23 protein-coding genes are annotated in these 25,036 nt (G+C 72.0%); 13 read left to right on the top strand and 10 right to left on the bottom strand.

All coding sequences use genetic code 11. From position 1 onward, the window contains the following. Positions 1 to 24: 24 nt before the first annotated feature. Entirely contained in the window at positions 25 to 2,649 is a 2,625-nt protein-coding gene (locus AB0C26_RS18745; protein ID WP_360248431.1) for a LuxR C-terminal-related transcriptional regulator, read from the bottom strand. Between the two features lie 170 nt (positions 2,650 to 2,819). Between AB0C26_RS18745 and AB0C26_RS18740 the strand changes: the two genes are divergently transcribed. Continuing rightward, positions 2,820 to 3,254: a hypothetical protein gene (locus AB0C26_RS18740; RefSeq protein WP_360248429.1), complete on the top strand. Its 435-nt coding sequence runs from the start codon at positions 2,820 to 2,822 to the stop codon at positions 3,252 to 3,254. Between the two features lie 13 nt (positions 3,255 to 3,267). Here the strand turns inward: AB0C26_RS18740 and AB0C26_RS18735 are convergent, their stop codons facing one another. The 5 genes from AB0C26_RS18735 to AB0C26_RS18715 form a co-directional block, all read right to left on the bottom strand. Continuing rightward, positions 3,268 to 5,862, bottom strand: coding sequence for a LuxR C-terminal-related transcriptional regulator (locus AB0C26_RS18735; RefSeq protein WP_360248427.1), 2,595 nt, complete (start codon positions 5,860 to 5,862; stop codon positions 3,268 to 3,270). A 76-nt stretch (positions 5,863 to 5,938) separates the two neighbouring features. Continuing rightward, complete coding sequence (locus AB0C26_RS18730) at positions 5,939 to 7,387, bottom strand: alpha-amylase family glycosyl hydrolase (protein ID WP_360248425.1); 1,449 nt, start codon at positions 7,385 to 7,387, stop codon at positions 5,939 to 5,941. Continuing rightward, positions 7,384 to 10,065 (bottom strand): glucosidase, encoded by a 2,682-nt coding sequence (locus tag AB0C26_RS18725; RefSeq protein ID WP_360248423.1) that lies wholly within the window; start codon positions 10,063 to 10,065, stop codon positions 7,384 to 7,386. Before AB0C26_RS18725 ends, AB0C26_RS18730 begins: the two co-directional genes overlap by 4 nt. Before the next feature lie 29 nt (positions 10,066 to 10,094). Beyond that, the gene (sulP, locus tag AB0C26_RS18720) at positions 10,095 to 11,810 is read right to left on the bottom strand and encodes a sulfate permease (RefSeq protein ID WP_360248421.1); all 1,716 of its coding nucleotides are present in this window, start codon (positions 11,808 to 11,810) and stop codon (positions 10,095 to 10,097) included. Between the two features lie 64 nt (positions 11,811 to 11,874). Continuing rightward, entirely contained in the window at positions 11,875 to 12,375 is a 501-nt protein-coding gene (locus AB0C26_RS18715) for a DUF1269 domain-containing protein (RefSeq protein WP_360248419.1), read from the bottom strand. Between the two features lie 177 nt (positions 12,376 to 12,552). On the opposite strand from AB0C26_RS18715, the gene AB0C26_RS18710 reads away from it, so the two are divergent. The 4 genes from AB0C26_RS18710 to AB0C26_RS18695 are packed head-to-tail and all read left to right on the top strand — an operon-like array spanning position 12,553 to position 15,668. Next, a complete protein-coding gene (locus AB0C26_RS18710; protein ID WP_360248417.1) occupies positions 12,553 to 12,750 on the top strand; it encodes a hypothetical protein in 198 nt (65 codons plus the stop codon). Further along, entirely contained in the window at positions 12,726 to 13,862 is a 1,137-nt protein-coding gene (locus tag AB0C26_RS18705) for an AI-2E family transporter (RefSeq protein WP_360248415.1), read from the top strand. The genes AB0C26_RS18710 and AB0C26_RS18705 overlap by 25 nt, the downstream gene beginning before the upstream one ends. After that, entirely contained in the window at positions 13,859 to 14,353 is a 495-nt protein-coding gene (locus tag AB0C26_RS18700) for a DUF1269 domain-containing protein (protein WP_360248413.1), read from the top strand. The genes AB0C26_RS18705 and AB0C26_RS18700 overlap by 4 nt, the downstream gene beginning before the upstream one ends. Position 14,354: 1 nt before the next feature. After that, positions 14,355 to 15,668 carry a DUF2252 domain-containing protein gene (locus AB0C26_RS18695; RefSeq protein ID WP_360248411.1) on the top strand — a complete coding sequence of 438 codons (1,314 nt, stop codon included), beginning with the start codon at positions 14,355 to 14,357 and terminating at the stop codon, positions 15,666 to 15,668. On the opposite strand, the gene AB0C26_RS18690 is transcribed toward AB0C26_RS18695, so the two are convergent. Beyond that, positions 15,641 to 17,056, bottom strand: a complete 1,416-nt coding sequence (locus tag AB0C26_RS18690; protein ID WP_360248409.1) for a hypothetical protein — start codon at positions 17,054 to 17,056, stop codon at positions 15,641 to 15,643. The genes AB0C26_RS18695 and AB0C26_RS18690 overlap by 28 nt on opposite strands. A gap of 87 nt (positions 17,057 to 17,143) precedes the next feature. Between AB0C26_RS18690 and AB0C26_RS18685 the strand changes: the two genes are divergently transcribed. The 3 genes from AB0C26_RS18685 to AB0C26_RS18675 are packed head-to-tail and all read left to right on the top strand — an operon-like array spanning position 17,144 to position 18,336. Beyond that, positions 17,144 to 17,548 (top strand): DUF6325 family protein, encoded by a 405-nt coding sequence (locus AB0C26_RS18685; RefSeq protein ID WP_360248407.1) that lies wholly within the window; start codon positions 17,144 to 17,146, stop codon positions 17,546 to 17,548. Between the two features lie 10 nt (positions 17,549 to 17,558). Beyond that, entirely contained in the window at positions 17,559 to 18,005 is a 447-nt protein-coding gene (locus AB0C26_RS18680; protein ID WP_360248405.1) for a DUF6325 family protein, read from the top strand. Between the two features lie 4 nt (positions 18,006 to 18,009). Beyond that, positions 18,010 to 18,336, top strand: coding sequence for an SHOCT domain-containing protein (locus AB0C26_RS18675; protein WP_360248403.1), 327 nt, complete (start codon positions 18,010 to 18,012; stop codon positions 18,334 to 18,336). A gap of 52 nt (positions 18,337 to 18,388) precedes the next feature. Here AB0C26_RS18675 and AB0C26_RS18670 read toward each other — a convergent pair whose 3' ends face one another. Then, positions 18,389 to 18,871: a DUF6069 family protein gene (locus AB0C26_RS18670; protein ID WP_360248401.1), complete on the bottom strand. Its 483-nt coding sequence runs from the start codon at positions 18,869 to 18,871 to the stop codon at positions 18,389 to 18,391. A gap of 184 nt (positions 18,872 to 19,055) precedes the next feature. Here AB0C26_RS18670 and AB0C26_RS18665 point away from each other — a divergent pair, with 184 nt between their 5' ends. Continuing rightward, positions 19,056 to 19,913, top strand: a complete 858-nt coding sequence (locus AB0C26_RS18665; RefSeq protein WP_360248399.1) for an acetyltransferase — start codon at positions 19,056 to 19,058, stop codon at positions 19,911 to 19,913. A 4-nt stretch (positions 19,914 to 19,917) separates the two neighbouring features. On the opposite strand, the gene AB0C26_RS18660 is transcribed toward AB0C26_RS18665, so the two are convergent. Continuing rightward, positions 19,918 to 20,373, bottom strand: a complete 456-nt coding sequence (locus AB0C26_RS18660; protein WP_360248397.1) for a hypothetical protein — start codon at positions 20,371 to 20,373, stop codon at positions 19,918 to 19,920. Positions 20,374 to 20,515: 142 nt separating this feature from the next. On the opposite strand from AB0C26_RS18660, the gene AB0C26_RS18655 reads away from it, so the two are divergent. The 3 genes from AB0C26_RS18655 to AB0C26_RS18645 all read left to right on the top strand — a co-directional run bounded on the left by AB0C26_RS18655 (position 20,516) and on the right by AB0C26_RS18645 (position 24,082). After that, the gene (locus AB0C26_RS18655; protein ID WP_360248395.1) at positions 20,516 to 20,959 is read left to right on the top strand and encodes a MarR family transcriptional regulator; all 444 of its coding nucleotides are present in this window, start codon (positions 20,516 to 20,518) and stop codon (positions 20,957 to 20,959) included. Continuing rightward, positions 20,956 to 22,533, top strand: coding sequence for a DHA2 family efflux MFS transporter permease subunit (locus AB0C26_RS18650; protein ID WP_360248393.1), 1,578 nt, complete (start codon positions 20,956 to 20,958; stop codon positions 22,531 to 22,533). Before AB0C26_RS18655 ends, AB0C26_RS18650 begins: the two co-directional genes overlap by 4 nt. An 82-nt stretch (positions 22,534 to 22,615) precedes the next feature. Beyond that, entirely contained in the window at positions 22,616 to 24,082 is a 1,467-nt protein-coding gene (locus AB0C26_RS18645; protein WP_360249974.1) for a GGDEF domain-containing protein, read from the top strand. Positions 24,083 to 24,218: 136 nt separating this feature from the next. On the opposite strand, the gene AB0C26_RS18640 is transcribed toward AB0C26_RS18645, so the two are convergent. Then, positions 24,219 to 24,581: a hypothetical protein gene (locus AB0C26_RS18640; protein ID WP_360248391.1), complete on the bottom strand. Its 363-nt coding sequence runs from the start codon at positions 24,579 to 24,581 to the stop codon at positions 24,219 to 24,221. A 69-nt stretch (positions 24,582 to 24,650) separates the two neighbouring features. Here AB0C26_RS18640 and AB0C26_RS18635 point away from each other — a divergent pair, with 69 nt between their 5' ends. Beyond that, positions 24,651 to 25,025, top strand: coding sequence for a cupin domain-containing protein (locus tag AB0C26_RS18635; RefSeq protein WP_360248389.1), 375 nt, complete (start codon positions 24,651 to 24,653; stop codon positions 25,023 to 25,025). Positions 25,026 to 25,036: the final 11 nt, after the last annotated feature.

Genomic DNA, 25,036 nt, shown 5'->3' with positions numbered 1-25,036 from the left:
CTCATCCCCCGCGAGTGAGCGACCTCAGAGCAGGCCGGCCTGCCGGGCCTGGACGACCGCCTCGCGGCGGCGGCCGGCGCCGAGCTTGCGGTAGATCGAGCGCATGTGCGCCTTGACCGTGTTCACCGAGATGCCCAGGCTCTCGGCGATCTCCCCGGCCGTCAGCACGGTCGGCAGATATTGCAGTACGTCGATCTCGCGCTCGCTGAGCGGGTCCGCCGAGGGCAGGCCGCCCAGCACCGGGATCTCGCCGGTGATCTCGGCCAGCACCCCGTCGGCGACCGGCCCCCGCGGCTCGCTGAGCCACTGCTGCCGGCCCGCCAGCACCAGCATCCGCTCGGGATCGAGGCGGCGGAACGGGCGCCGGATGCGGTCGGCCTCGGCGGCGGCCAGGGCGTGGCCGAGGGCGTCGGCGGCGCGGCCGCTGCGGCTGTGCGCGTCGGCCGCGAGCGCGGTGAGCACCCACGCCGCGACCACCGACACCCGGTCGGAGCCCTCCCGGGCCAGGGCGAGCAGCTGCTCGGCGGCGGTGAAGTCGCCGAGCGCCAGGTGGCCACGGGCGAGGCAGACCTGCTCGGCCGGGGCGAGCGGACCGGCCGCGTACCGCTTCACGACAGCGGCCGGCTCGCCGAGCGCGAGGTCGATCTCGGCCCGGGCGAGGTCGAACGAGCGGTCGAGCAACGGCGCGTGCTGCTCCGGCCCGGCCTCGGCGGCCGCCTTGGCCAGCACGGTCCGGGCCGCGGCGGGCTCTCCCCGGTCGATCAGCAGCCGGGCCCGGAGCACCGCGGCCAACCCGGCCATCACGGTCTCCGGATGCTCGCCGAGCGCCATGAACGCCTGGCGCAGGTCCGCCTCGGCGTCGACGTCGGCGCCCTGGTCGAGCTTGATGAAGGCCTGTGCGAGGTAGGCCGGCGCGACGGCCGGGTGGGTCAGCGCGTCGATCCGGCGCGCGGCCTCGATCGCCGCGATGGCGTGACCGGCCGCCTCGGCCGGCGAGCCCTGGCGGTGGACCAGCAGGGCCAGGTGGCTCAGCGCGTTGATCTCGATGAGCGGCGTCCGGGTGACCCGGGCCGCCGACGCCGCGGCCCACAGGTAGCGGTCGGCGTGGTCGAGCCGGCCGGTCCAGAACAGAGCCGAGCCCTTGTTGTTGAGGACCATGGCCCGGTAGGGCAGCAACGACGGCACGTTGGCGTCGAGCCGGGTCAGTTCGGCCAGCAACGCCGTCGTGTCCTCGATGACGGCCGGCATGTCGCCGCGGCGCCGGGTGACCGTGCCCGACTCCAGCACCGCGGCGGCCAGCTCGACCCGCCCGCGGTAACCGGGGGCGTAGGTCTGTAGCAGGGCCCGGGCCCGGGCCAGCTGCTGCGGGACAGCGGCCAGGTCGCCGTGCGCGTAGCGCAGGATCGCCGAGCAGAGCAGCAGCTCCGGGCTGTCGGCGAGACGGCCGGACGGGATGCGGCGCAGAACCTCGAACAGCTCGGCGTGGTCGGCCGAGGCGACCAGGGTCAGTCCATGGTCGACGACCAGCCGGCCGACCAGGCCCCAGTCGCCGGCGGCGGCCGCGTGCCGCAGCGCGGTCAGGCCGTCGCCCTGACCGTTGTGCCACTGGGCGGCCAGCAGGTGCAGCCGCGGCACCTCGCCGGGCTTGCTCACGGTGACCCGGTGACGCAGCGTGGCCCGGAAGAGCGGGTGGTAGCGGAACCACCGGCCGGAGCCGATCCGCTCGACGAAGAGGTTGGCCGCCGCCAGCTCCTCGAGGATCCGCTGGCTGTGCTGCTGGCCGGTGAGCGCGTCGGCCAGGCCCGCGCAGACCCGGTCGCAGACGCTGGTGCGCAACAGGAAAAGCTGCCGGTGGGCGGGCTGGGTGGCCAGCACCTCGCGCAGCAGGTAGTCCTCGGCGGCGGCGGCCGGGCTGATGCCCTCGGGCGCCTCCATGGCCAGGCGCAGGCCGGCCGGCCAGCCCTCGGTGCGGCGCAGCAGGTCGGCCAGGCGCTCGGCGGACAGCCGCCGGCCGGACTGTGCCGACAACTCGGCCGTCTCGGCCGGCCGGAACGCCAGATCGGCCGACCTGATCTCGGTGAGCTCGCCGGCGGCGCGCTCGCGGTGCAGGGGTATTCCGAGCTCCCCCCGCGTGATCAGCACGAAGCGCAGCCGGCCGCCGGGCCGGGCCACGAGGGCGGCGAGCCCGGCCAGGGTCCGCTCGTCGGTCACCCGGTGCAGGTCGTCGAGGACGAGGACCACCGGCGCGGGCAGGGCCGCGACGGCGGCCGCGACGCGGGCCGCGTAGTCCAGGCCGTCCTCGGCCGGCGACGGACCGGCTTCCGGCAGGGGGTGCCCGGGCGGAACGCCGCCGGAGGTGCGCAGGGCCAGGACCAGATCGGACCAGAGCGCGTACGGATGGTTGTGCCGCGGCTCGCAGCTCAGCCAGGCGATCGGGCCCGACACCGCGCGGGCCGCCGCCCACGAACCGGCGAGCGCGGTCTTGCCCCAGCCCGGGCCGGCACAGACGAGCGTCACCGGTTGCCGGACACCCTGATCGAGCCGCTCGGCGAGGCGGCCACGCCAGAGCAGCCTCGGCGGCAGGCGCGGGCCGGACGGCCGGGCGCCCAGCGCGGGCACGGCACGGCCGCGCACCACGGAATCGCCCATATCGCCACCCTCCGGCAGGAGACGCCGTTCCCACGGCCCGGTACCACCGTCACCGAAGCACATCAGGCGGAGCGCCAACAAGCCCCGGTATTGGCGAGGCACGAAGAATTGACGGCGTTCATCCCGCGGGCATGAGGCGGGCGGACCAGGCGGCGGCCATAGTGGCCGTCATGTCCAGCTACGCCACGGAACGACCGCCGGGCGCCGCTACCGCGCCGCCGGCCACCGGATGGATCGGCATCATCGTCTTCGGCGGCATCATGCTGATGGTCGCCGGCGCCTTTCAGGCGATCGAGGGCCTGACCGCGCTCCTGCGCGACGAGGTCCTGCTGGTCGCGCCGGGCGCCCTGCTCATCGAGGTCAGCTACACCACCTGGGGATGGATTCACCTCCTGTTCGGCCTGCTCGCGATCGTCGCCGGCGCCGGGGTCTTCGCCGGCTGGCTGTGGGCCCGGATCGCCGGTGTCGTCGTCGCCTTCGTGGCCACGCTGGTGCACGCCATGTTCCTGCCGGCGGCGCCGGTGTGGTGCACGATCCTGATCGTGATGGACATCGTGATCATCTACGCGCTGTGCGCGCACGGCCGCGACGTCAGAGCGGGCTGATCAGGCGGATTGATCAGAGCAGATTGAGCTGGCGCGCCCGGCGCACCGCCTCGTTGCGCCGGGCCGCCGACAATTTGCGCAGGATGCTGCGGACGTGGGTCTTCACGGTGTTGACCGAGACGTACATCCGGGCCGCGATCTCCTCGGTCGGCAGCATCTCGGCCATGCCGCGCAGCACGTCCAGCTCACGGCGGCTCAGCGGCTCGACCATCGCCGGCGGGGCCGCGGCCGGCCCCTCGGCCGGTGGTTCCGCGCCGAGCCAGCGGTATTGATCGTCGGCTCGCAGCACCCGGCGCAACTGCGAGCGGACCTGGTGCATCGGCCGCCGGTGCCCGTCGGGGGCCGCGACCCGCATGGCCCGGCGCAGCGCCTCCCGCGCGGCCGGCGCGTCGTCCGCGTCGGCCGCCAGCACGGCCAGCAGCAGCCAGGCCTCGATGGCCACCGGCACCGGCACGCGCACCCCGTCGGCCACGGTCCGGGCCACCTCGTGTGCCCGCACCGCGTCGCCGCGCGCGTGCAGCAGGGCGGCGTCCACGATCGCCACCTCGGGCGGCCGCGGAGCCGGGTAGGGGCTGAGGATCACGGCGGCCTCGGTGAGGTGACCGGAGCCGATCAGCAGGCGGCAGTGTCCGAGTACCAGAGCCGAGCGCAGCCAGGCCGGTGCGGCCGGAACGGTGCCGGTGGTCAGTGTGGACAGCGCGCTGCGCTGCTCGCCCCGCGTCTGCAGGCGGCGTGCCTTGACCATGGTGTAGGCCGCCGCCGAGAGCGGGTCGCCGCCCGGTCCGCACAGCGGCTGGGCGGCGCGCAGGTGCCGGTCGGCCGCCTCGACGTCGTAGCGTTCCAGCGCGACCCAGGCCAGGGCGACCTCGGCCCCGCCGGGCCACCGGGCGCCGGTCAGGCCGCACTGGGCGGCCAGGTCGAGGCCCTGCTGGGCGAAGGTCTCGGCCCGGCTGAGCCGGCCGCGGTGCGCCTCGAGCAGCGCGAGCTGCCGCAGGCAGTCCACCTTGAGCGATTCGCTGCCGACCGGCGTCAGCGCCACCGCCTCGGCCAGCGCCTCGACCGCCCGGTCGACCGCGCCGGCGTCGCTGTGCGCCATGCCCTCGGCCGCCCGCAGCAGCGCCGGCAGCTCGGGGTGCCGGGCCAGGCGGCCGGCCGGCGCCACCGACAGGAAGGTCTTCGCCACCGGTACCAGCTCGTCCACCCGGTCCGGGTCGGCCCCGCGCATCAGCAGGATCCGCAGCAGGAAGCAGGCCAGGGTGATCCCGTCACCGCAGCCGCTGCCGTGCACGCTGAGCAGCTGACCGGCGTAGCGGAGCTGGTCGGCCGCGCCGAGGTGGTCACCGTCGCCGTACGCGATGGCGGCCCGCACGACCACCGTCTCGGCGTGGGCGAGGTGCTGGGGCAGGCCGGCGAAGAGCCGGCCCAGCCGGCCCGCACCGCCCTCGATGACCAGCCGGCCCACCGCGTAGTCCTCGATCACCATGGTGGCCGCCGTGCTCCAGTCGCCGGCGCGGACCGCGTGGTCCACGGCCTCCTCCAGCCGTCCGTGGTCGGCCAGCCAGACCGCCGCCCGCTGGTGCAGCTCGGCCACCAGGTCGGGCTCGGTCCAGGCCAGCTGGGCCTGCAGCAGCTCGGCGAACAGGCGGTGGTATCGGTAGACGTGCGAACCCTCGCCGACCGGCTGGATGAACGCGTTGTCCCGGGTGAGCTCGGCGAGCAGCTGGGAGGCGTCGAACCGGCTGGTCACGGCGGTGGCCAGGCCCGGGGTGAAGGTGTCGAGCACGCTCGTCTCGAGCAGGAAGCGGCGCACCTCGGGCGCCTGGATGCGCAGCACCTCGGCCAGGAAGTACTCGGCGATGGTCGAGTCGTCGCCGGAGATGGTGGCGACCAGGTCCTCGGCGTTCTCGCTGGACTGCAGGGCGCAGGCGCACAGCCGGATGCCGGCGGCCCAGCCCTCGGTGTGTGTCAGCAGGGCCCGCCGGTGGGCCGCGTCGAGCGGCACCCCGTGCAGGTCGAGCAGGTGGGCGGTCTCGGCGTCGGTGAAGGCCAGATCGGCCGTACGGATCTCGCGCAGCTGCCCGGCGAGCCGGTAGCGGTGCAGCGGCAGCGGCGGGTCCCAGCGGCCGGCCAGCACCACGCGCAGGTTGGCGGTGTGCTCGAGGAGGAACTCCAGGCCGTCGGCCCAGCGGTCGCCGGGCAGCTGGGAGACGCCGTCGAGGATCAGGACGACCGGGGTGGGCTGGGCGGCCACGATGCCGGCGAGCCGGGTCAGCAGGGCCCGGCCGGCGCCCATGCCGGGCGTCACCGGCACCAGCTCGGGCACCCGCACCCCGGCCCGGCGCAGGCCCTCCACCAGGTAGACCCAGAAGGCGTCGTCGCTCTCCACGGTGATCCAGGCGATCGGCCAGTCCACCGGGCGGCTGCGCACCCACGAGGCGAGCAGCTGGGTCTTGCCACCGCCGGCGACGGCGGTGACGAGGGTGACCGATCCGTGCACTCCCTCGGTCACGCGGTCGCGCAGTGCCGGCCGCTCCACCATGAACGGCGGCGCCGCCGGCACAGCGAACTTGCTGGCCAGGATCGCGTTGTCGGCGAATGTCTCGAGCACGACTCTCACCCTTGCGGGGGCTGGACCCGTGCACATCGTTCGAATCGGATAGACGTGACCGACGGTCGTGTTACGACTACGTGAAGCTGAATACGTGGTATCCCCACGGTGGCAGGCCGACGTAGAGGCCGTTACCGGCCAGGTCGTCGCCGTCACGGTCGAAGACCCGGCCGTCGGCCAGGTCGGTCAGCCGCCACGCCCGGCCGCCCAGATCCGCCCAGGGCAGGGCGATCCGGGCCTGGGAGTCGTGGTCGCCGAAGTTCACCGCGACCACGTGCCGGGTGCCCTCGTCGTGCCAGGACCAGGCCAGCACGTCCTGGTGGGTGGGATTGTCCGGCCAGCCGCCCGGCTCCAGCAGCGTCCACTGTCCGCGGCGCGCGATGGCGGCCGCGCCGGCCACCTTGCGGTAGAACTCGCGCAGGCCGGTGTCGGCCGGCTCGTCCGGGAAGCGGCCGAGGAAGACCGGCAGGTGCACCCGGCGGCCCTCGAACTGCCCGTCGTGCCACAGCGTCGTGCCGGGCAGGGTCGCGATCGCCACGGCGGCGGCCCGCCCCCGCCCGCCGGGCAGGGTGGCGGCGGCCCGCGGCTCGTCGTGGTTCTCGATGAAGCGCAGCAGCCGCCGCTGGTAGTCGAGCCCGGCGGTGAGGTGTTTGCGCACCGAGCCGGCGTCCTCGTGGGCCAGCCGGTCGTAGAGCCGCTTGTCGTAGCAGAGGTCGAAGCCCTGCTGCTGCAGCGTCCACTCCATGTCCCAGTAGACCTCGGCGATCAGCGTGAGATCGGGGTGCCGCTCGCGCACCCGGCCCAGCACCGAGGGCCAGAACTCCTCGGCCGGGGCGGCGCCCACCCGGTCGCCCCAGGTGCGGGCGAAGATCTCGTTGGTGAGCAGCATCGCCATGTCGCAGCGGATGCCGTCGCACTGGTCGCCGATGCTGATCAGCGCCTCGGCCGCCGCGTCGCGCAGGCCCGGCGAGAACGCGTTGAGCTGGGCGACGTCGGGCCAGGGGGCGAAGTACGGGTCCTTGCCGTTGGCGATGACCCGGTCGCCGGCGGCGAAGAACCCGGCCGGGTCGCGGGCCAGGTCCTCCCGGGTGCCCTGGACGAACCAGTCGGGGTGCGCGGTGACCGCCGGGTGGTCCGGGGCCACGTGGTTGGGCACGTAGTCGAGGACCAGCTGGAGCCCGCGCGCCCTCAGCTCGGCCCGCGCCGCGGCCAGTCCGGCCGGGCCGCCGACGCGGTCGTCGGCGCGGTACCGGCGTACGCAATAGGGAGAACCGGCCAGATCGGCGGGGCTGTAGTCCGGCAGGGCCTCGCGGAACGACCGTTGCAGCCCCTCGTCGGCGGTGGCCACGGCCAGCCCGGCCGGGCTGCGCTCCCAGACGCCCATCAGCCAGACCGCGTCCAGGCCGGACGCGGCCACCTCGTCCCAGACCTCCCCCGGCACGTCGCCGAGGGTGACCGGCCGGCCGTACCGCCGGGCGAGCCCGGTCAGCCAGGGCCAGGTGAAGATCTCGTACACGGCCTTCATGACTTCCTCTCCTCACCGCCCGGGCGCAGCACGCCCGTCATGCCGCCGGACAGCAGCTCCTGCCCGCTCAGGCCGGCGAACAGGTTGGGGAACAGCGCCACCAGCCCGGTCCAGCCGGTCTGGTGGGCGGCGCCGAGTCCCGCGCCGTTGTCGCCGTGGAAGTACTCGGCGAACAGGATCAGATCCTTCCAGTGCTCGGTCGCGAAGATCGGCTGACCCCCGAAACAGGGCCGGTGGCCGTGCTCGTCGGGCACGAAAATCCGGGTGAGCCGGCCGGAGATCTCCCGGGCCACCTCGAACAGGGTCATCCGGACCCCGGAGCCGGTCGGGCACTCCACGGTGAAGTCGTCGCCGTAGGCGACGTACAGGTTGAGCAGGGCCCTGATCATCAGCGCGTTGACCGGGAACCAGACCGGGCCGCGCCAGTTGGAGTTGCCGCCGAACATGCCGCTGTCCGACTCGGCCGACTGGTAGGTGACCTCGAAGACCCGGTCGCCGACCGGGAACTCGAACGGGTGCTCGGCGTGGTGCCGGGAGAGCGACCGGATGCCGTACGGGCTGAGGAACTCGCCCTCGTCGAGCATCTTCTCCAGGACGCGCCGCAGCCGGTTGCGCTCGAAGAGCGCGAGCAGCCGTTCGCCGTTCGGGCCCGGGGCCAGGCCGGGCTCGAGCAGCGCGCGCACCGCCGGGTGCCGCTCGGCGAACTCCAGCACCCCCTTGACCAGTTCGGGCCGGTGCTCGATGAGGCGCGGGTCGTAGACGGTGGCCGCGGCCAGCGGCAGCAACCCGACCATGGACCGCACCTGGAGCCGGCGGGCCGAGCCGTCCGGCAGGCGCAGCAGGTCGTAGAAGAAGCCGTCCTGTTCGTCCCACATGCCGTCACCGGCCGCCGCGTGATTGACCGCGACCGAGATCCAGGCGAAGTGCTCGAAGTACGTCTGCGCCTGCTCCAGGTAGACGGGGTCGGTGGTGGACAGTTCGAGGGCGATCTGGAGCATGCACTGCGCGTAGAGCGCCATCCAGGCCGTGCCGTCGGCCTGGTCGAGGTGGCCGCCGGTGGGCAGCGGCGCGCTGCGGTCGAAGACGCCGATGTTGTCCAGGCCGAGGAAGCCGCCCTGGAAGATGTTGCGGCCGTCGACGTCCTTGCGGTTGACCCACCACATGAAGTTCTTGGCCAGCTTGTGGAAGGTCCGTTCCAGCCAGTCGTGGTCGGCCCGGCCGTTGCGGGCCTTGTCCACCTCGTAGATCAGGTAGGCGGCCCAGGCGTGCACGGGCGGGTTGACGTCGCCGAAGTTCCACTCGTAGGCCGGGATCTGGCCGTTGGGGTGCAGGTAGCGGCGCCCGAGGAGCAGGTCGATCTGCGCCTTGGCGAAGCCGAGGTCGATGCCGGCCAAGGCGACCGCCTGGAAGCCCAGGTCCCAGGCCGCGAACCACGGGTACTCCCAGGTGTCGGGCATGGAGAACACGTCGGAGCCGGACAGGTGATACCACTCGCCGTTGCGGATGGTGGAGGCTCCCAGGGTGTCCTGGCCGTGCTCGGCGAGCCAGCGCTCCACGTCGTACTCGTAGTACTGCTTGCTCCAGAGCAGGCCCGCGAACGCCTGCCGGGTGATCTTCCGCTCGGCCTCGCCGAGGTCCGGGTGCAGCGTCTCGGCGTAGAACTGGTCGGCCTCGGCCCGCCGCGCCGCGAAGACGGCGTCGAAGTCCCCACCCGGCGGCGACTCGCTGAGCCGGAACCGGACCGTCGTCTCCGCTCCCGGCGCGATCTCCAGCACGATGTCGGCGGCCGCCTTGGTGCCCACCCGTTCGGGATTGACGGCCTCCTTCTCGCCCTGCACGACATAACGATCGAAGGCGTCCTTGACGTACGGGGTCCGGTTCGTCCCGCCGAACAGGCGCTCGTTGTTCGTCTCGTTCTCGGTGAAGATCAGCGGATGGTCGCCCAGGACCGTCCACCACCGCTCCCCTAGCTCGGGATGCTCCAGCTTGACCGCGCCGTCCTCCTCGCGCAGCACCGGCCGGGGCGCGCCCTCGTCCCACGACCAGGTGTTGCGGAACCATACGGTCGGCAGCAGCCGCAGCATCGCCGGGTCGGGCCCGCGGTTGGCCACGGTGATCCGGGCCAGGATGTCCTCGGGGCCGTCCTTCGCGTACTCGATCGTCACGTCGAAATAGCGGTCCTCGGCGAAGATCCCGGTGTCCAGCAGCTCGTACTCGAAAGCCTTCCGGTCCCGTGACCCGTTGGTGGCGACCAGGTCGTGGTACGGGAACTCGCGCTGCGGGTATTTGTAGACCATCTTCAGGTACGAATGGGTGGGCGTCCCGTCGACGTGGAACCAGTACTCCTTGACGTCCTCGCCGTGGTTGCCCTCGCCGTTGGTCAGCCCGAAGTAGCGCTCCTTGAGGATCGGGTCGTTGCCGTTCCACATCGCCACGGCCAGGCAGACGCGCTGCTTGTCGTCGCTGAAGCCGCCGATGCCGTCCTCGCCCCACCGGTACGCCCGCGACCGCGCGTGGTCGTGGGTGAGGTAGGACCAGGCGTCCCCGCCGGGGCTGTAGTCCTCGCGGACCCCGCCCCACTGCCGATCACTGAGATACGGGCCCCATCGCCGCCAGGCGGTGGCGTTGATGTCGGCGTCGTGCAGGCGCCGTGCTTCGGCGCCGGAAGAGTTGGCCATGCGGTCAGCGTCGGCTTGATCACTCTCAGTCACAACACCCGAGGCGGATGACTCCAGGCCCGCCCGGTGCGCCGCTGATAGGCCGCCACCGCGTCCTCGACGGTCGGGAAGAAGTGCTCCTCCTCGATCTTCCCGGTCAGCTTGTACCGGTCCAGTTTGGCCCGCACCGGGTGCTTCATCTCGGCGAACACCAGCGCGATGCCCTCGGCGTCGAGCTCGGCGTCCAGTTCCTCGAGCATGTCGGCCGCCGTGGTGTCGACGTCGGTGAGCGGCTCGGCGGCGACGACGATCCACTGCGGCGCCGGGTCGGCGTTCGCGATGTGCCGAATCTCCTGCCGGAAGCTGCGGGCGTTGGCGAAGATCAGCGGGGCGTCGAAGCGGAACAGCACCAGGCCCGGCATCAGCTCGGCCTCCGGATGCTCCCGGACGTCGTGGAAGCCGTTGATCCCCTCGGCCCGGCCCAGCGTCGTGCGGTAGGGCCACCAGGTCCGCCGGAAGACGTTGAGCACGGAGAGCGCGACCGCGAAGGCGATGCCCGGCAGCACGCCCAGCACCGCGACGCCGAGGAACGCGGCCAGCGCGAGCGAGAACTCGATCCGCCGCTGCCGCCACAGCCGGACCATGCCGGGGATGTCGGCCAGCGAGAGCGACGCCGCGATGACGACCGCCGCCAGCATCGGCTGGGGCAGATCGCGCAGCAGGCCGGGCACGAGGACCAGCATCAGGGTGATCGCGGCGGCGCCGACCAGCCCCGTCACCTGCGTACGGGCGCCGGCCTGGAAGGCGACCGCCGTCCGCGAGCCGCTGGTGCTGACCGGGAAGCCCTGGAAGAGCCCGGCCGCGAGGTTGGCCGCGCCGATGCCGGCCATCTCCTGGTTGCCGCGCACCTCCTGGCCGCTGCGGGCGGCGAAGGCCGAGGCGGTGGAGATGGTGTCGGTGACCGAGACCAGGGTGATGCCGAGCGCGCCGGCGGCCAGCAGGCCCAGCTCCGACCAGCTGACCGAGGGGATGGTGAACGGCGGGAAGCCCTGCGGCAGCGGGCCGACCAGATCCACGCCGTGGTTCTCGAGGTCGAACACGCCGACGGCCAGGATCGCCAGCACCACCGCGACCAGGATACCGGGAACCCTGGGCAGCCAGCGGCGCAGCACGCCGATGACGATCAGGCCGCCCACACCGACCGCCAGCGCGGCCGGCACCGTCTCGCCGTCGGCGACGCCCCGGGCGAAGGCGCCGGCCTCGGCGAAGAGCCCGTCGGCGTCGACCGAGAAGCCGAACAGTTTCGGCAGCTGGCCGATGAGGATGGTCAGGGCCAGGCCGTTCATATATCCGAGCTGGGTCGGGTGCGACAGCAGGTCGGCCACGAACCCGAGCTTGGCCACGGCGGCGATCGTCATGAACACGCCGACCAGCAGCGCCATCACCGACGCCAGGGCCACCGCCTTCTCCGGGTCGCCGCCCGAGGCCACCATCGGGATCACCACCGCGGCGATCATCGGGCCGAGCGACGAGTCCGGTCCCAGCACCAGGACCTTGGAGGGGCCGAAGACGGCGTACGCGACCAGGCACAGGATCGACGTGTAGAGGCCGGTGATCGCGGGCAGGCCGGCCAGCTCGGCGTACGCCATGCCCTGCGGCACCAGCAGCGTGGTCAGCACGATGCCGGCGACCAGATCGCGGGGCAGGTATCCCGGCTTGTAGGTGGCCGCCACCCGCAGCCCGGGTATCCAGTCGGAGAGCGCCATCACCAACCCCTCTCACGGCGGACGCCGCCCGCGCGAGCGGGCGGCGTCCGATCGTCGCGTCGGATCAGGCGACGGTGTCGCCCTTGCCGTGCAGCGCGTCCTGCAGCTCGGCCTCGGCCTCCTTGGACAGCGAGGACTTGATCACCGTACCGCCGTACTGGCTCAGTGCCTCGACGGCCTTGTCCGGCGTGACCGCCTCGACGACCAGGAACAACGCCGACGTGCCGGGCTGGAGCTCGTCGCGGATGCGCTCCTGGAACTCCTTGCTGATGGCGTTCTTCGTCAGCTTGCCGGTGAGCGCGCCCAGGCCGGCGCCGATGGCCATGCCCAGAATGGGGATGAAGAACAGGACACCGAACAGCAGGCCCCAGAACATGCCCCACGTCGCGCCCGCGCCGACCGGCTGATGGTTCGTGGTGACGTGGAACTTGCCTTCCTTGTCCCGGATGATCACAGCGATCGCGTCCGGCTGGATGATGAGATCCTTGGCCAGTCGGTTCGCCTCCAGCGACGCCGCCGTCGCCGTGGTCTCGTCGGGGTACCCGATGGCGACCAGAGTTGCCATGATTGACCTTCTCCTTCGTGCCGCGTGGTGTTTGCCGTCGCCGCCGTGGCGGCGGCGTCCCGCACAGTCAGCCATGGGCGGGCGGGGCCGCGACTCACCTCGCGAGGATGAAACCGGCGAGCGTTCATCCCTGTCGGAGGAAGGATCGCCACCGGCTTTCGGCGAAGGTCGGACGGTATGGAGCAGTACGAGTTCCGGGTCCGTGGCTTCCTCGGCCCCGTGCTTCGCATAGCGCTGGGCAGCCTGCGCTGCCGGGCTCTGCCGCGGCAGAGCGTCATTCAGGGCCGGTTGTCCGAGCAGGACCTGGAGCGGCTGATCGAGCGGCTCGACCGGTCCGGGGTGGAGGTGCTGTGCCTGAGCCGAGTTCCCCACTGAGCCCGCCGATGCCGCGCGGTGTCGTCGTCCTGCTCGGCACGGCCTGCCTGGTCGTCGTCGTGGCCGGCATGAAGGGCATCGCCGGCCTGATCGCGCCGGTCATGCTGGCGCTGATGCTCGCCGTCACGGTCAGCCCGCTCACCGAGTGGATGCGCCGCCGCGGCACCCCGGTGTGGCTGGCCGCGCTCGCCACGATCGTCGTCGTCAACGTGGTGCTGTTCGCCCTCGGCGGCGCCCTCTACGTGTCGGCGGCCCGGCTGCTCGACCTGATCCCGCAATACCAGGACCAGTTCGCACAACTGCGGGACGACCTGGCCGGGCAGCTGGCGGGCCTGGGGATCAGCACCGACCAGGTGCACTCGGCGCTGTCCGGCATCGACTCGGGCACCGTGCTGCACGCGGCCGAGAGCATCCTGGGCGGCCTGGCCGGCGCGCTGTCGAACACCGTCTTCCTGCTCGCCGTGCTGCTGTTCATGTGCCTGGACACCGTCGACTTCCCGCGGCGCCTGGTCTCGACCGCCGGCGAGCGCCCGGAGGTGGTCGGCGCGCTGCGGTCGTTCGCCCAGGGCACCCGGCGCTACCTGCTCGTCTCCACGGTGTTCGGGCTGATCGTGGCGGTCATCGACATCATCGGGCTGTGGGCCCTGGGCGTGCCCCTGCCGTTGCTGTGGGGTCTGCTGTCGTTCATCACCAACTACATCCCGAACATCGGCTTCGTCATCGGGCTCATCCCGCCGGCGCTGCTCGGGCTGCTCGAGGGCGGCCCGGGTCTGATGGTGGCCGTCGTCGTCATGTACTGCGCGGTCAACTTCGTGATCCAGTCGGTGATCCAGCCGAAGGTCGTCGGCGACGCCGTGGGGCTGTCGGCGACCGTCTCGTTCCTGGCCCTCATCTTCTGGGCGTGGGTGCTGGGTGGGCTCGGCGCGCTGCTGGCCATCCCGCTCACGCTGCTCGCCAAGGGCCTGCTGATCGACATCGACCCGAGCACACGCTGGGTCAACGGGCTGCTGTCGAACGCCGTACCGGCCGAATCGCCCTCTCCGGATGAGGCGCCCCCCGCGCGCGCCAACGGACGATGGCGGCGTCCCCGATCCGCTAGGAGCACCTCATGACCACCTTCACGGTGTGGAAGTTCGACGACCCGAAACGCGCGGAGAACGTGTTCGGCATCGTCAAGGAAGCGGCCGGCGATCACCTGATCCACATCGTCGACCACGCGATCGTCAGCTGGCCCGAGGGCGCCGAGAAGCCCGACATCCACCACTCCCACGACAGCGCGAAGCACGGCGTCGGATGGGGTGCCTTCTGGGGCATCGTGGTCGGCGGCCTCTTCCTCGTGCCCATCGTCGGCGGCGCGGTCGGCGCCGGCGTCGGCGCGCTGGCCAAGGCGACCGAGGGCACCGGCATCTCCAAGGACCAGCTGGAACGGATCCGGACCCAGGTCACCGAGGGCACCTCGGCGCTGTTCCTGGTCACCGACAGCGGCAACCTGGACCGGCTCGGCGAGCGGTTCCGCGGCGAGCACAGCCAGCTGATCGCCACCAATCTGACCGAGGGCGAGCGCGACATCCTGCTCGAGACCTTCTCCGGCGCCAAGGGCTGACATGACACCGGACGAACGGGCCGCGGCCGGCCGTGCCGCCCGCGCACAGGTTCCGCTCGAGGCGCACGCCGAGGTTCCCACCCCGGCCGGCCGCGACGCCAACGCGGTGCTCGCCGAGCAGGAGGAGAACCGGCTGCCGGAGCTCCTGCCCCTGCGGCACGAGCGGATGAGCACCGACCCGTTCGCCTTCTACCGGGCCGGCGCCGCCGTGATGGCGGCCGACCTGGCCGCCGGCTCGTCCTCCGGCCTGCGGACCCAGCTCTGCGGCGACGCGCACCTGGCCAACTTCGGCATGTTCGCGTCGCCTGAGCGGCGTCTCGTCTTCGACCTCAACGACTTCGACGAGACCCACCCGGGCCCGTTCGAGTGGGACCTCAAGCGCCTGATCGCCAGCCTGGCCCTGGCCGGGCGGGCCAACGGCCTCAAACGCAAGGAACGCGCGGTCATCACGCGCGACGCCGCGCGCGGTTACCGCCAGGCGATGGCCTCGTTCGCGGCCATGGGCCACCTCGATCTGTGGTACGCCCACGCGGACGTCGAGTCGCTGCGGTCACAGCTCGACAAGACCCGCAGCAAGAAGGTAGCGGCGGCGGGGGCCAAGGCCCGGGCCCGGACGAGCCTGCAGGCGTTCCGCAAACTCACCCAGGTCGTCGACGGCCGCCGGCGCATCGTCGCCGACCCGCCGCTGCTGATGCCGGTCCGCGACATCATCCAGGGCAACGAGAACCTGGAGGACGAGATCCGCGAACTGCTCGCCGGCTACCGCGACACCCTGCCCGACGACCGCCGGCGGCTGTTCGACGGCTACACCTACGTCGACATGGCCCGCAAGGTGGTCGGCGTCGGCAGCGTCGGCACCCGGTGCTGGATCATCCTGCTCACCGGCCGCGACGACGAGGACCCGCTGCTGTTGCAGGTCAAGGAGAGCGGCCCGTCGGTGCTGGCCGAGCACGTCGAGGCCGGCGAGTGGGACAACCACGGCCGCCGGGTGGTCTCGGGCCAGCGGCTCATGCAGGCGCACAGCGACATCTTCCTGGGCTGGCAGAGCTACGGCGGGCGGGACTTCTACGTGCGCCAGCTGCGCGACTGGAAGGGCACGATGGAGTCCTCGACGTTCAAGCCGGAGGGCCTGCGGGTCTACGGCGAGATCTGCGCGTGGACGCTGGCCCGGGCCCACGCCCGCGGCGGCGACCGGATCGCGATCGCCGCCTACCTCGGCACGGACGACACCATGGACCGCGCCCTGGTCCGGTTCGCCGAGGACTACGCGGACCGGACCGAGGGCGATCACGCCGCCTTCAAGTCCGCGTCCTGAGGGCTTTCCGGCCGCCCGTCCGCGGACCGGGCGATCAGGGTCACGGCCACCTCGTACGCGGCCAGCAGCACCACGATCACGAGCAGGCTCATCCAGGACGACCAGATGAGGGCCGCGATCCCGGCCACGACCAGCCCGCCGATCCGTACGGCGTCGAGGTAGCGCGCGATGAAGCCGGGGGCGTGATCGCCGGCCACGCGCGCGCCCCGCCACGCCCACCGGGCGCCGGCGACGGTCTGCCGCCGTAGCCACCGGGGGATCCGGCCGGGGCCGGCCAGATAGGCGATCAGGGCCAGGACGGCGCCGATCCAGATGATCTGCGTGCCCCGCTCCCGCAACACCGAGAAGATGCTGTCGACGGCCGCGTTGACGCCGTCGCGGTAGACACCCTCCGGCACCTGCTCGACCGCCTGGCGGCGCACCGCCCGCACGATGACCGTGACGGTCACGGCGGCCACGACGAGCCAGATTCCCAGTTGTACGGCGGTCCGGCGCCGCCTCGGCGACACCACGAAAGCGGCCAGCACCAACACGATCGTCGAGGCGACGAACAGGGCCAGATACCGCTTCGAGGCGGCCACCGTGTCCTGCAGCGCCTTGAGCTGGCCGCCGTCGTACACGGTGAACTGCGCGAAGTTGGCCGGCAGGCGCACGCCGAGCGCGTCCTCCACCCGTACCCGAAGATTGTCGGGAATCGCCCCCGAACTCAGGTCGGGCAGGGTGATCGTCTTGCCGAACAACGTCGGCAGCTGCGCGCTGAGCTCCCGCAGCGCCTGGTTGATCAACGGCAGCAGATCGATGTCGATGTGGTCGCTCTGTGCGGTGATCACCTCGCTCTCGCCCTCCACGACGGCCATCACGCGGTCGTGGACGCGGCGGTTGACCTCGATCCAGACGGTCTGGAAGCCGTCGCTGCGCAGCACGGTGGTCACCACGGTGCGGACCTGGGTGCGCAGCTGCCCGGCGATCGGGCCGGCGGCGAACGCGGCCTGCGGGGGCAGGACGTCACGCAGCCGCTGCTCCACGTTCAGGACCGCGAAGGTCTGCGCGGTGGCGTACTCGGCGACCGCGGCCGAGATCTGCGGATCCTGCGGCAGCGGCGCGACGGTGCCGACCCAGCGGTCCGTGCTCAAAGTCGTGCGGGCCGCCCACAGGCCGACCACGCTGAGCACCAGCGCGAAGGCCGCGACCGCGGCCAGGATCGCCGCGACGACACCGCGGACCCGGCGGCCGCCGGTCCGCTTTCTGGTAGTCAATCTGCCGCGAAGATCGGCAACCTCGGCGCGCAGTCGCTCGAGCTCGACCTCACTCGCGTTTCTGGTCTGCACCTGGTGGGGCTGGTCGCCGTCGCCGGCAGCCTCGGCCGCCGTGGGCACGCTGCTCGTCATGCTCCGACCGTCGCCGATCGGCGTGGCGGGCCGATTCATCCCTGCCGGATGAATCCCGCCCCCACCGCCTGGCGCACGCTGAGACGCATGGCATTGGGGCCGCTGGAACTCATGGTCGTGTCCTTTCCCGCGGAGGATCTCAACGACGGCGTATGGGCGACTTTGGACCGGCTCGAGCGGGCCGACCAGATGTGTGTCGTCGACGCGCTGGTGGTCCGCAGCGACCAGGCCGGTGGTGGCTACGCGGTCGAGCTCATCGACCTGCCCGGCATCCGCGGCGACCCCGACGTCCTGGCCGCCCTGGCGACGGGGCTGATCACCGAAACCGACATCACCGACGTGGCGGAACTGCTCGACGACGACGCCATGGAGGTGCTCGCCGTCCTGCTGGAACACCGCTGGATCGGCGACCTGGCCGGCCGGGTCGCCGCGACGCGCGGCCAGATCGTCGCTCTCACCCACATCTCGGGCGCTCCGAGCCCGGTGTACTGAAAGGATCGACATGCCCGAAGTCGACGAGATGGGCCCCATCGACTACCTGTGCGTCGAGCTGCCACCCGGCAGCATGGACGGCAAGGCGTTCTCGCTGCTGGAAGATCTGGTCGACCGGCACATCATCCGGGTTTTGGACATCGCGCTGGTCCGCAAGAGCCCGGACGGCAAGGTGAGCGTCCTCGAGGAATCCGAGTTCGATGGGAACGGCCTCGCTTCCTTCCACGGCGCCGCCTCCGGCGTCCTGGGCGGCGAGGACCTGCGGGAGGCCGGCGAGCTGCTGGAGCCGGGCGCGGCCGCGGTGATCCTGGTCTACGAGAACACGTGGGCGGCCCCGCTGGCCCGCCAGCTGCGTCACGTGGGCGCTCAGCTGCTGGCGAGCGGGCGCATCCCGGTACAGCAATTGCTTCAGGCTTTGGACGAGACAGAGCCGCAGTACGCGGCGAAGGGAAGGTGACCGGATGCCCGGCCTGCTCCGAGGAATAGCCCGAACCGCCGTGGTGGCGGGAACCGCGTCGGCGGTCTCCGGCCGCGTGCGCCATCGCCAGGACGGCCGCTGGGCCCGCCAGGAGGCGCAGGACCAGATGCCGCAGCAGCCGCAGCAGCCGGCCTACGCTCCGCCGCCCCAGCAGGTCTACGTCGCGGCTCCGCCCGCCGCCGCCGCGCCCGCCGCCCCCGACATGTCCGCCAAGATCGACCAGCTGAAGCAGCTGGCCGATCTGAAGTCCCAGGGCATCCTCACCGACGCCGAGTTCGAGGCCCAGAAGGCCCGCATCCTCGGCCAGTAGGCACGAACGCGCCGGCCGCCCCCGATCGCCCGGGGACGGCCGGCGTTCGCTGTCAGCTGTAGGTGCGCGGATACGGGCGGGACGCCGGCGGCTGGGGAACGCGGATGACGGCCGACTTGGCGACGCCCGCGACGAGGGAGCCGACGGCGATACCGAGGACCATGTTCAGGCCGGCGGTGTAGACGCGGGCGCCCAGGCTCGCGTCGGTGACGAACGGCGCCAGCATCGCCACCACCGTGGCCAGGCCGATCACCCAGCCGAAGAAGCGCATGGGACGTGGCGTGGTCAGCAGCAGCAGGTGGACCAGGCCCGTGGCGACCAGGGCCGCCATGCCCGCGCCGAAGGCGTACCAGCCGGTCGACGCGTCCCCCCACGTGCCTTGGCCCTTGGGCGCCAGCACGTCGATGTCGAACAGGCCGCGGCCGAACAGGATCCCGGCGATCGCGATCAGGGCCGCCACCACGGCGGTGGCCGCGCCGCCGGCCCAGAGCTTGCCGGCGTTGACGGCCGGGCGGGTTTCGTTGATACCGGTCATGCGTCGGAGCCTGGCCGACGCCGCCGCCGGGACGCTTCACCCGGCATGGATGGTTCCTGATATCGTGATCCGGCACGCCGACAAGCCGAAGGGAGGTCAGAACAATGTCCGATGTTCTGCGCCCCTTCCGCGGCCCGGCGTCTCCGCGGTTCTAGCGAGGCGCGCTCCTTTCCGGAGGCCCGGCATGACCGCTGTGACATTCCGCCCGCTCGTCGCGGGTGAGGAAGATCTGTTCGACTCGCTGCCCGATCCGTTGCCCGAGCTGCGCCAGGCGTCCTTCGCCGACGGCCTCGCCTCCGGCGGTTTCGCCTTGCCGCGCGCCTGGGTGGCGCTGCGCGGCGATGAGCTCGTCGCCCGCGCCGCGTGGGTTCTGCCGCCCGGCGCCGTCGGCCGGCCCTGGCTGGAACGGTTCGACGCCGCCAGTCCGGAGATCGGCGCCGCCCTTCTCACCGCGGCCCACGAGGCGCTCGGTGGTCCGCTGCCCTACTACGCCGCCGCTCCCGCGCATTGGCGGCAGAGGCCCGAGTCGAAAGCGGTCGTCGAGGTACGGCTAGCGGCCGCGCGCCGCGCGGGCCTGGTCGAGCACGGGGAGCGGCTCCGGCTGACCTGGGCCGGGGCGGCCCTGCCGGCCACCAGCGGGCGGTACGCCTTCCGCCCGGTCACCGGCGAGGACGAGATCACCGCCCTGGTCGCCCGGATCGGGCGGCCCGACGTCGTCACCGGGGCCGAGACCGCGCTCGCCGTGCTGGGCGCCGACCTTGCTTCCGCTCCGCTGCCCTGGCTGCGTACCGCCGATTGGCTTGTCGCCGAGGAGGCGGGCTTTGTCGCCGCCGCCGGCGACCATTGCTATCCGCTGATCGGCTATCTGGGTCTTCTCGACGCGGGCGCCCGGGAGGAGCTGATCGCCGAGGCGGTCCGCGTGCTGGCCGAGGGCGGCGCCCGGGAGGTGGTGGCCGACGTCGACTCCTATCGGGTCGAGGTGCTGGCGGCCTTGGAGCGGACCGGCTTCCGCCAGGTCCGCTCCCGCGTGGTCCTCACCTGACAGGTCAGCTGTTGATCGTGGCCTGTCGCGCCTCGATCGCCTTGACGGTGTTGTGCAGGGCCTTGACCAGGACGCCCTTGCCGACGCTGCCGAGCAGCAGCCCGGTCACCTTGCCCTTGAGGTTCTTCCCTTCGCGCACCACCACCGCGTCCAGGGTGGTGGTGCCGTCGGGCTGCCGGGTCAGCGTGTAGGTGTGCCCCGAGTCGCCGCCCCAGATGTTGGAGTCGGTGGTCTTCATGGTCACGTGGGTGGGATCGGACCAGTCGTAGGACAGGCGTTCCCAGACTCCGCCGCCGCCCTCGGTCACATCGGCGTGGGTGGCGCCGAGCTCGTGCACCTTCAGGTCGGCGTCGGAGCTGTTGCCGAACAGCTTCTGCCGGCCCGGCCCGAAGTCAGTGAGCCCGGCGACGAACTGCTCGGGGGTGAGGGTGGTGGTCTCGTGCATGCGGATGGTCGACATGTGAACAGCTTGTCAGCCGAAGCACCCCCGCCGAGCCGGTGGGACACCCTGGTCGGTCCCGGGTGTGCCCCGGGCGCCGCCCCCGGGTGACCTGAGACTCACTCGCTTATATTGGTATGCCGTCATACCTAATACTCGGCTGGTGAACGAGATCGCCGCCGAAGTCGTGGAACTCGCGCCGGCGCTGCACCGGGCGCTGGAGCGCCGCGCCGACACCGAGATCGACTTCCCGCGGCCGCCGGATCTGCAGCTCTCGGCGCTGCGCCTGGTCCGGCGGCATCCCGGCACGACCGTGCGGGAACTCGCCGGCGAGCTCCAGCTCAAACCGAACAACGCCAGCGCCCTGGTCACCGCCATGGTCACCGGCGGCTTGCTGGTCAAGGAGAACGACCCGGACGACCGGCGGGTCGTCCGCCTGCGGCTGACCGACCAGGCGCGGCAGCGGCACGACGCCGTACGGGACCTGTTCACCGGTTACGTCGAGGCGGCCCTGACCACCCTCACCGACTCGGAGCGCCGTGATGTGGCCGCGGCGCTTCCGGTGCTTCACCGCATCGTGGAACAAATCAAGCAGGAGAGTAAGTGACCACCCTCACCAAGGCGCCCACCCCGCCCACCGTCGTCTCGAGGCGGAACAAGCCCTGGCTGTCCCTGATCGCCGTCGCGTTCGGCCTGTTCATGGTCGGCCTGGACGGAAGCATCGTGTCGATCGCCAACCCGGAGATCGGCCGCGACCTGAACGCCAGCACCGCCGGCCTGCAATGGGTCACCAACGCCTATCTGCTGGCCCTGGCCGCCTCGCTGATCCTGGGCGGCAAGCTCGGCGACCGGTTCGGCCGCCGCACCTACTACCTGGTCGGCGTGGCCGGCTTCACCGTCGCCTCGGTCGCCATCGGCCTCTCCGGCTCGATCACCGGCGTGATCGTCTTCCGGGCCGTGCAGGGCTTCTTCGGCGGCCTGCTGATGCCGAACACGCTGGGCATCCTGCGAGCCGTGTTCCCGCCGAAGAAGTTCGGCATGGCGGTCGGCATCTGGGCCATGGTCTCCTCGGTGTCGACGGCGCTCGGCCCGATCGTCGGCGGCCTGCTCGTCGAGCACGTCAACTGGGAGTCGGTCTTCTACGTCAACGCCCCGATCGGCGTCATCGCCCTGGCCGTGAGCGCTTTCGTGCTGCCGCAGAGCAAGAACTCGACCGGTCACCACAGGTTCGACATCCCCGGCATCGTGCTGCTGGCGGCGGGCCTGGTGGTGATGGTCTTCGGCGTGGTGAAGGGCGAGTCGTGGGGCTGGGGTTCGGCGGCCACGCTGGGCACCATCGCCGCCGGCCTGGCGATCCTGGTGGTCTTCGGCTGGTACGAGACCCGGGTCGAGCACCCGCTGCTGCCGATGCGCCTGTTCCGCAACTCGGCCCTGACCATCGGCACGGTGCTGACCGCCGTGAACTTCTTCGTCCTGCTCGGCTCGATCTTCTACGTGATGCTCTACCTGCAGAACGTCCGCGGCTACACCCCGGTCATGGCCGGCGTGCTCACCCTGCCGCTGAGCCTGGCCTCGGTGGTGGCGTCCCCGCTGGGCGCGGCCCTCACCGACCGGTTCGGCCCGCGCCTGACGATGCCGCTCGGCATGGCCTTGCAGGCGCTGGCCTCGTTCGGCTTCCTGCTCCTGCGAACCGATTCCCCGTACGCCGTGATGTGGCCCTCGTTCATCCTCCTGGGCCTGGGAGTAGGCATGATCATGGCCGCCTCCTCGGAGGCGATCGTCGGCAACGCCCCGGTGCGGGACGCCGGCGTGGCCGGCGGCCTGCAGGCCACCGCCCTGCAGATCGGCGGCGCCCTGGGCACGTCGGTGCTGGTCTCCCTGATCAGCAGCAGGGCCGGCGCCACCCTCTACACGGCCCTGACCGGCGCCGGCGTTCCCGCCCCGCTGGCCACCGGCCTGCAGGAGGCGAAGGACGCGGTGGCCATGGGCGTAGCCCCGGTCTCCCCCGACATGACCGCCACCCTCAGGGCCGCGGTGACCGACGGCGCCGGCCAGGCCTTCATCAACGGCCTGCACGTGGCCGCCCTGACCACAGCCCTCCTCTGCCTGGCCGCCGCCGCGGTAGCCGTCATCGGCGTCCGCCGGGGCTCCACCCCCACCGAGGGCGCAGCCGCCCACTGACCCCGGGGTTCGGGTGCAACCAGGTTGCACCCGAACCACACCGGAAAGAACGCCCCGGCCGGCGCAGGCTTCAGAGGTGCCGATGGCCTTCCTGACCGCGCCGCTCCGCCGATGGGCGGGGTGGCATTTCATCCTGGCCCTCGGCGTCCCGGTGATCGCCCTCTACTACTGGTTCCTGCACCTGGGCCCGGACTGGGGCGGTGCACAGGTCGCCCTGTACACCAGCGCCAACGGAGTCCTGGCGCTGAGCTGCCTGATCACCGCCTGGCGCCGCCGCGACCTGCGCGCCATCCTGCTGCTGTTCGCCGCGTCGGCCCTCACCTCCATCTTCGGTGACGTGGTCTTCTACTTCCTCGCGCTGGTCGGCGGCGAGGTGGCGTACCCCAGCATCGCCGACCTGGGCTACCTGGCGGCCTACCCGCTGCTGGCCAGCGGCCTCCTGCTCCTCGTACGCCGCCGCACCCCGGGCCGCGACTTCACGAGCGCCCTCGACGCCGCGATCGTGGCGGTCAGCGCCGGCTACCTCGTCCTCGAGTTCACGATCCTGCCGACCATGGAGATCAGCGCGGCCAACATCGCCACCCTGGTCTCCGTCGCCTACCCGGTGGGCGACCTCATGCTCATCGTGGTCGGCGCCCGCCTGATGATCGGCGGCGCCCGCACCGCCCCGCTCCTGATGATCGGCGCCTACCTGGCCCTGGTCCTGTTCTCGGACACCCTCTACATGGTGCAAATCCTGGACGGCACCTACCGAGCCGGCAACATTTTGGACCTCTTCTGGATGAGCGCCGCCTTCATCCTGGCCGCCGGCGTGGCCCACCCCGCCGCGCCCCGGCTGCTGATCCGCAACGCGGCGGTGACGGCCGACGCCACCCCGCGCCGCCTGATCGTCCTGGCCGTGGCCGCCATCATGGCGCCGACGGTCATGATGGTGCAGTACCTGCGCGGCGCCACCTCGCACATCATCGTCGCCGGCCTCGTCTGCAACCTCCTGTTCCTGCTGGTCATGGGCCGCATGGCCGGCCTGGTCAGCGCCCAGCGGCACGCCGCCATCACGGACGCCCTGACCGGCTTGCGCAGCCGCCGCTTCTTCGAGCAGTCCCTCCGCTCCGAGTCGTCCCGCGCGGCCCGCCACGACGCCGACCTGAGCATGCTGCTGCTGGACATCGACCACTTCAAAACCGTCAACGACACCTACGGCCACGCCGGCGGCGACCGCGTCCTGGTCGAGGTGGCCGACCGCTTGCACGCCGCCGTCCGCCCCGGCGACCTGGTAGCCCGCTACGGCGGCGAGGAGTTCGCCGTCCTGCTCCCCGGCGCGGGCCCCGCCGAGGCCGCCGACATCGCCGACCGCCTGCGCCGGGCCATCGCCGCCACCCCGATAGCGGTGGCCGGCGACCGCTTCCACCAGGTGACAGTCTCGGTAGGCGTGGCCGCCACCCAGGCCCCCGAGGAAATGGTCCTGTCCGCCGACCGCGCCCTCTACGCCTCCAAGAACGCCGGCCGCGACCGCGTGACCATCGCCGGCCCCACCCCGGTCGCAGCCTGACAGAGAAGATGTCGACGAGCACTCCTGTCCACCAAAATCTTCGACCCCTCGTCACGGCGATGTGCCCCAGCCTGCTGGCCGCCAACGGCGTCGGCGCCGAGGTCGCCGGCCAGCTCCTGGTCAGCGCCGGGGAGAATCACGACCGGCCCCCTCCGAGGCCGCGTGCGCCATGCTCCGCGGCGCCGCCCCGATACCCGCGGCGACCGGCAAGCCAACGCCGCGCTCTACCGGGTTCGTGGACCTCGTGGCGGATTTCCCAGCGGATGCGTAGTCGCCGGAACCAGTGCGGCAGCGCGAAGCCCTGTTCCACGACCCACCGCAGCTTGCCCAGCCCTGCCCCGTGTTCGGTGCCGCGCCGTGCGATGACCGGGGTGATGCCCAGTTCCCGGACCAGGGTGCGGTACTTGTCGTGGCGATACCTGCGGTCGGCGTAAACCTTCGGCATTCGGCTGCGGGGCCGGCCGCGTGTCGGCGTACAGGTTCCGGTGCGGAGCCGCATACGCCAAATGTGCCGAGGCCTAAGCGAGTGGCGCTGGGAGACGTTGCCGGACGGGGAACCTCGTCGAGCATGATCACCGACGGGCCACTCCGCCCGCACGGCAACGCTCACCTGCTGGCGGACACCCCGCCCCAACAGTCGGCTCGAACGCGGATCCCACGGCCGGCCGCGGCCGACGGCCGCCGCGACGGCGCCGGTGGACTGCTGCTGTGCGGCGCCTACGAGATGAACGCCGATCTGGTCCATCCACTGCTCCGCGACCTGCCCCAAGTGATCCACATCCGCGCCGCCGCACAGGCCGACCCGCGGTTGCAGGCGACCGCGGGACTCCTCACCGCCGAACTCCGCCAGCCCGGGCCAGGCACGCAAGCACTCGTGCTCGCGCTGCTGGACACCCTGCTGGTGTACGCGCTCCGCAACGTCCTGGACCGGAACGCCGACTGAACCGGCACGGC

This window comes from Actinoplanes sp. NPDC048796 (genome assembly GCF_040650035.1).
GTDB lineage: Bacteria > Actinomycetota > Actinomycetes > Mycobacteriales > Micromonosporaceae > Actinoplanes.
Note: the sequence above shows the minus strand (reverse complement) of the source record. Positions and strands in the feature narration are given on the sequence as shown.

Bases quoted from the DNA above. Each gene is read 5' to 3' on its own strand.
- AB0C26_RS18745 (WP_360248431.1), bottom strand. From the start codon at position 2,649: ATGGGCGATTCCGTGGTGCGCGGCCGTGCCGTGCCCGCGCTGGGCGCC.
- AB0C26_RS18740 (WP_360248429.1), top strand. From the start codon at position 2,820: ATGTCCAGCTACGCCACGGAACGACCGCCGGGCGCCGCTACCGCGCCG.
- AB0C26_RS18730 (WP_360248425.1), bottom strand. From the start codon at position 7,387: ATGAAGGCCGTGTACGAGATCTTCACCTGGCCCTGGCTGACCGGGCTC.
- AB0C26_RS18725 (WP_360248423.1), bottom strand. From the start codon at position 10,065: ATGGCCAACTCTTCCGGCGCCGAAGCACGGCGCCTGCACGACGCCGAC.
- sulP (WP_360248421.1), bottom strand. From the start codon at position 11,810: ATGGCGCTCTCCGACTGGATACCCGGGCTGCGGGTGGCGGCCACCTAC.
- AB0C26_RS18715 (WP_360248419.1), bottom strand. From the start codon at position 12,375: ATGGCAACTCTGGTCGCCATCGGGTACCCCGACGAGACCACGGCGACG.
- AB0C26_RS18710 (WP_360248417.1), top strand. From the start codon at position 12,553: ATGGAGCAGTACGAGTTCCGGGTCCGTGGCTTCCTCGGCCCCGTGCTT.
- AB0C26_RS18700 (WP_360248413.1), top strand. From the start codon at position 13,859: ATGACCACCTTCACGGTGTGGAAGTTCGACGACCCGAAACGCGCGGAG.
- AB0C26_RS18695 (WP_360248411.1), top strand. From the start codon at position 14,355: ATGACACCGGACGAACGGGCCGCGGCCGGCCGTGCCGCCCGCGCACAG.
- AB0C26_RS18690 (WP_360248409.1), bottom strand. From the start codon at position 17,056: ATGACGAGCAGCGTGCCCACGGCGGCCGAGGCTGCCGGCGACGGCGAC.
- AB0C26_RS18685 (WP_360248407.1), top strand. From the start codon at position 17,144: ATGGCATTGGGGCCGCTGGAACTCATGGTCGTGTCCTTTCCCGCGGAG.
- AB0C26_RS18680 (WP_360248405.1), top strand. From the start codon at position 17,559: ATGCCCGAAGTCGACGAGATGGGCCCCATCGACTACCTGTGCGTCGAG.
- AB0C26_RS18675 (WP_360248403.1), top strand. From the start codon at position 18,010: ATGCCCGGCCTGCTCCGAGGAATAGCCCGAACCGCCGTGGTGGCGGGA.
- AB0C26_RS18670 (WP_360248401.1), bottom strand. From the start codon at position 18,871: ATGACCGGTATCAACGAAACCCGCCCGGCCGTCAACGCCGGCAAGCTC.
- AB0C26_RS18665 (WP_360248399.1), top strand. From the start codon at position 19,056: ATGACCGCTGTGACATTCCGCCCGCTCGTCGCGGGTGAGGAAGATCTG.
- AB0C26_RS18660 (WP_360248397.1), bottom strand. From the start codon at position 20,373: ATGTCGACCATCCGCATGCACGAGACCACCACCCTCACCCCCGAGCAG.
- AB0C26_RS18645 (WP_360249974.1), top strand. From the start codon at position 22,616: ATGGCCTTCCTGACCGCGCCGCTCCGCCGATGGGCGGGGTGGCATTTC.
- AB0C26_RS18640 (WP_360248391.1), bottom strand. From the start codon at position 24,581: ATGCGGCTCCGCACCGGAACCTGTACGCCGACACGCGGCCGGCCCCGC.
- AB0C26_RS18635 (WP_360248389.1), top strand. From the start codon at position 24,651: ATGATCACCGACGGGCCACTCCGCCCGCACGGCAACGCTCACCTGCTG.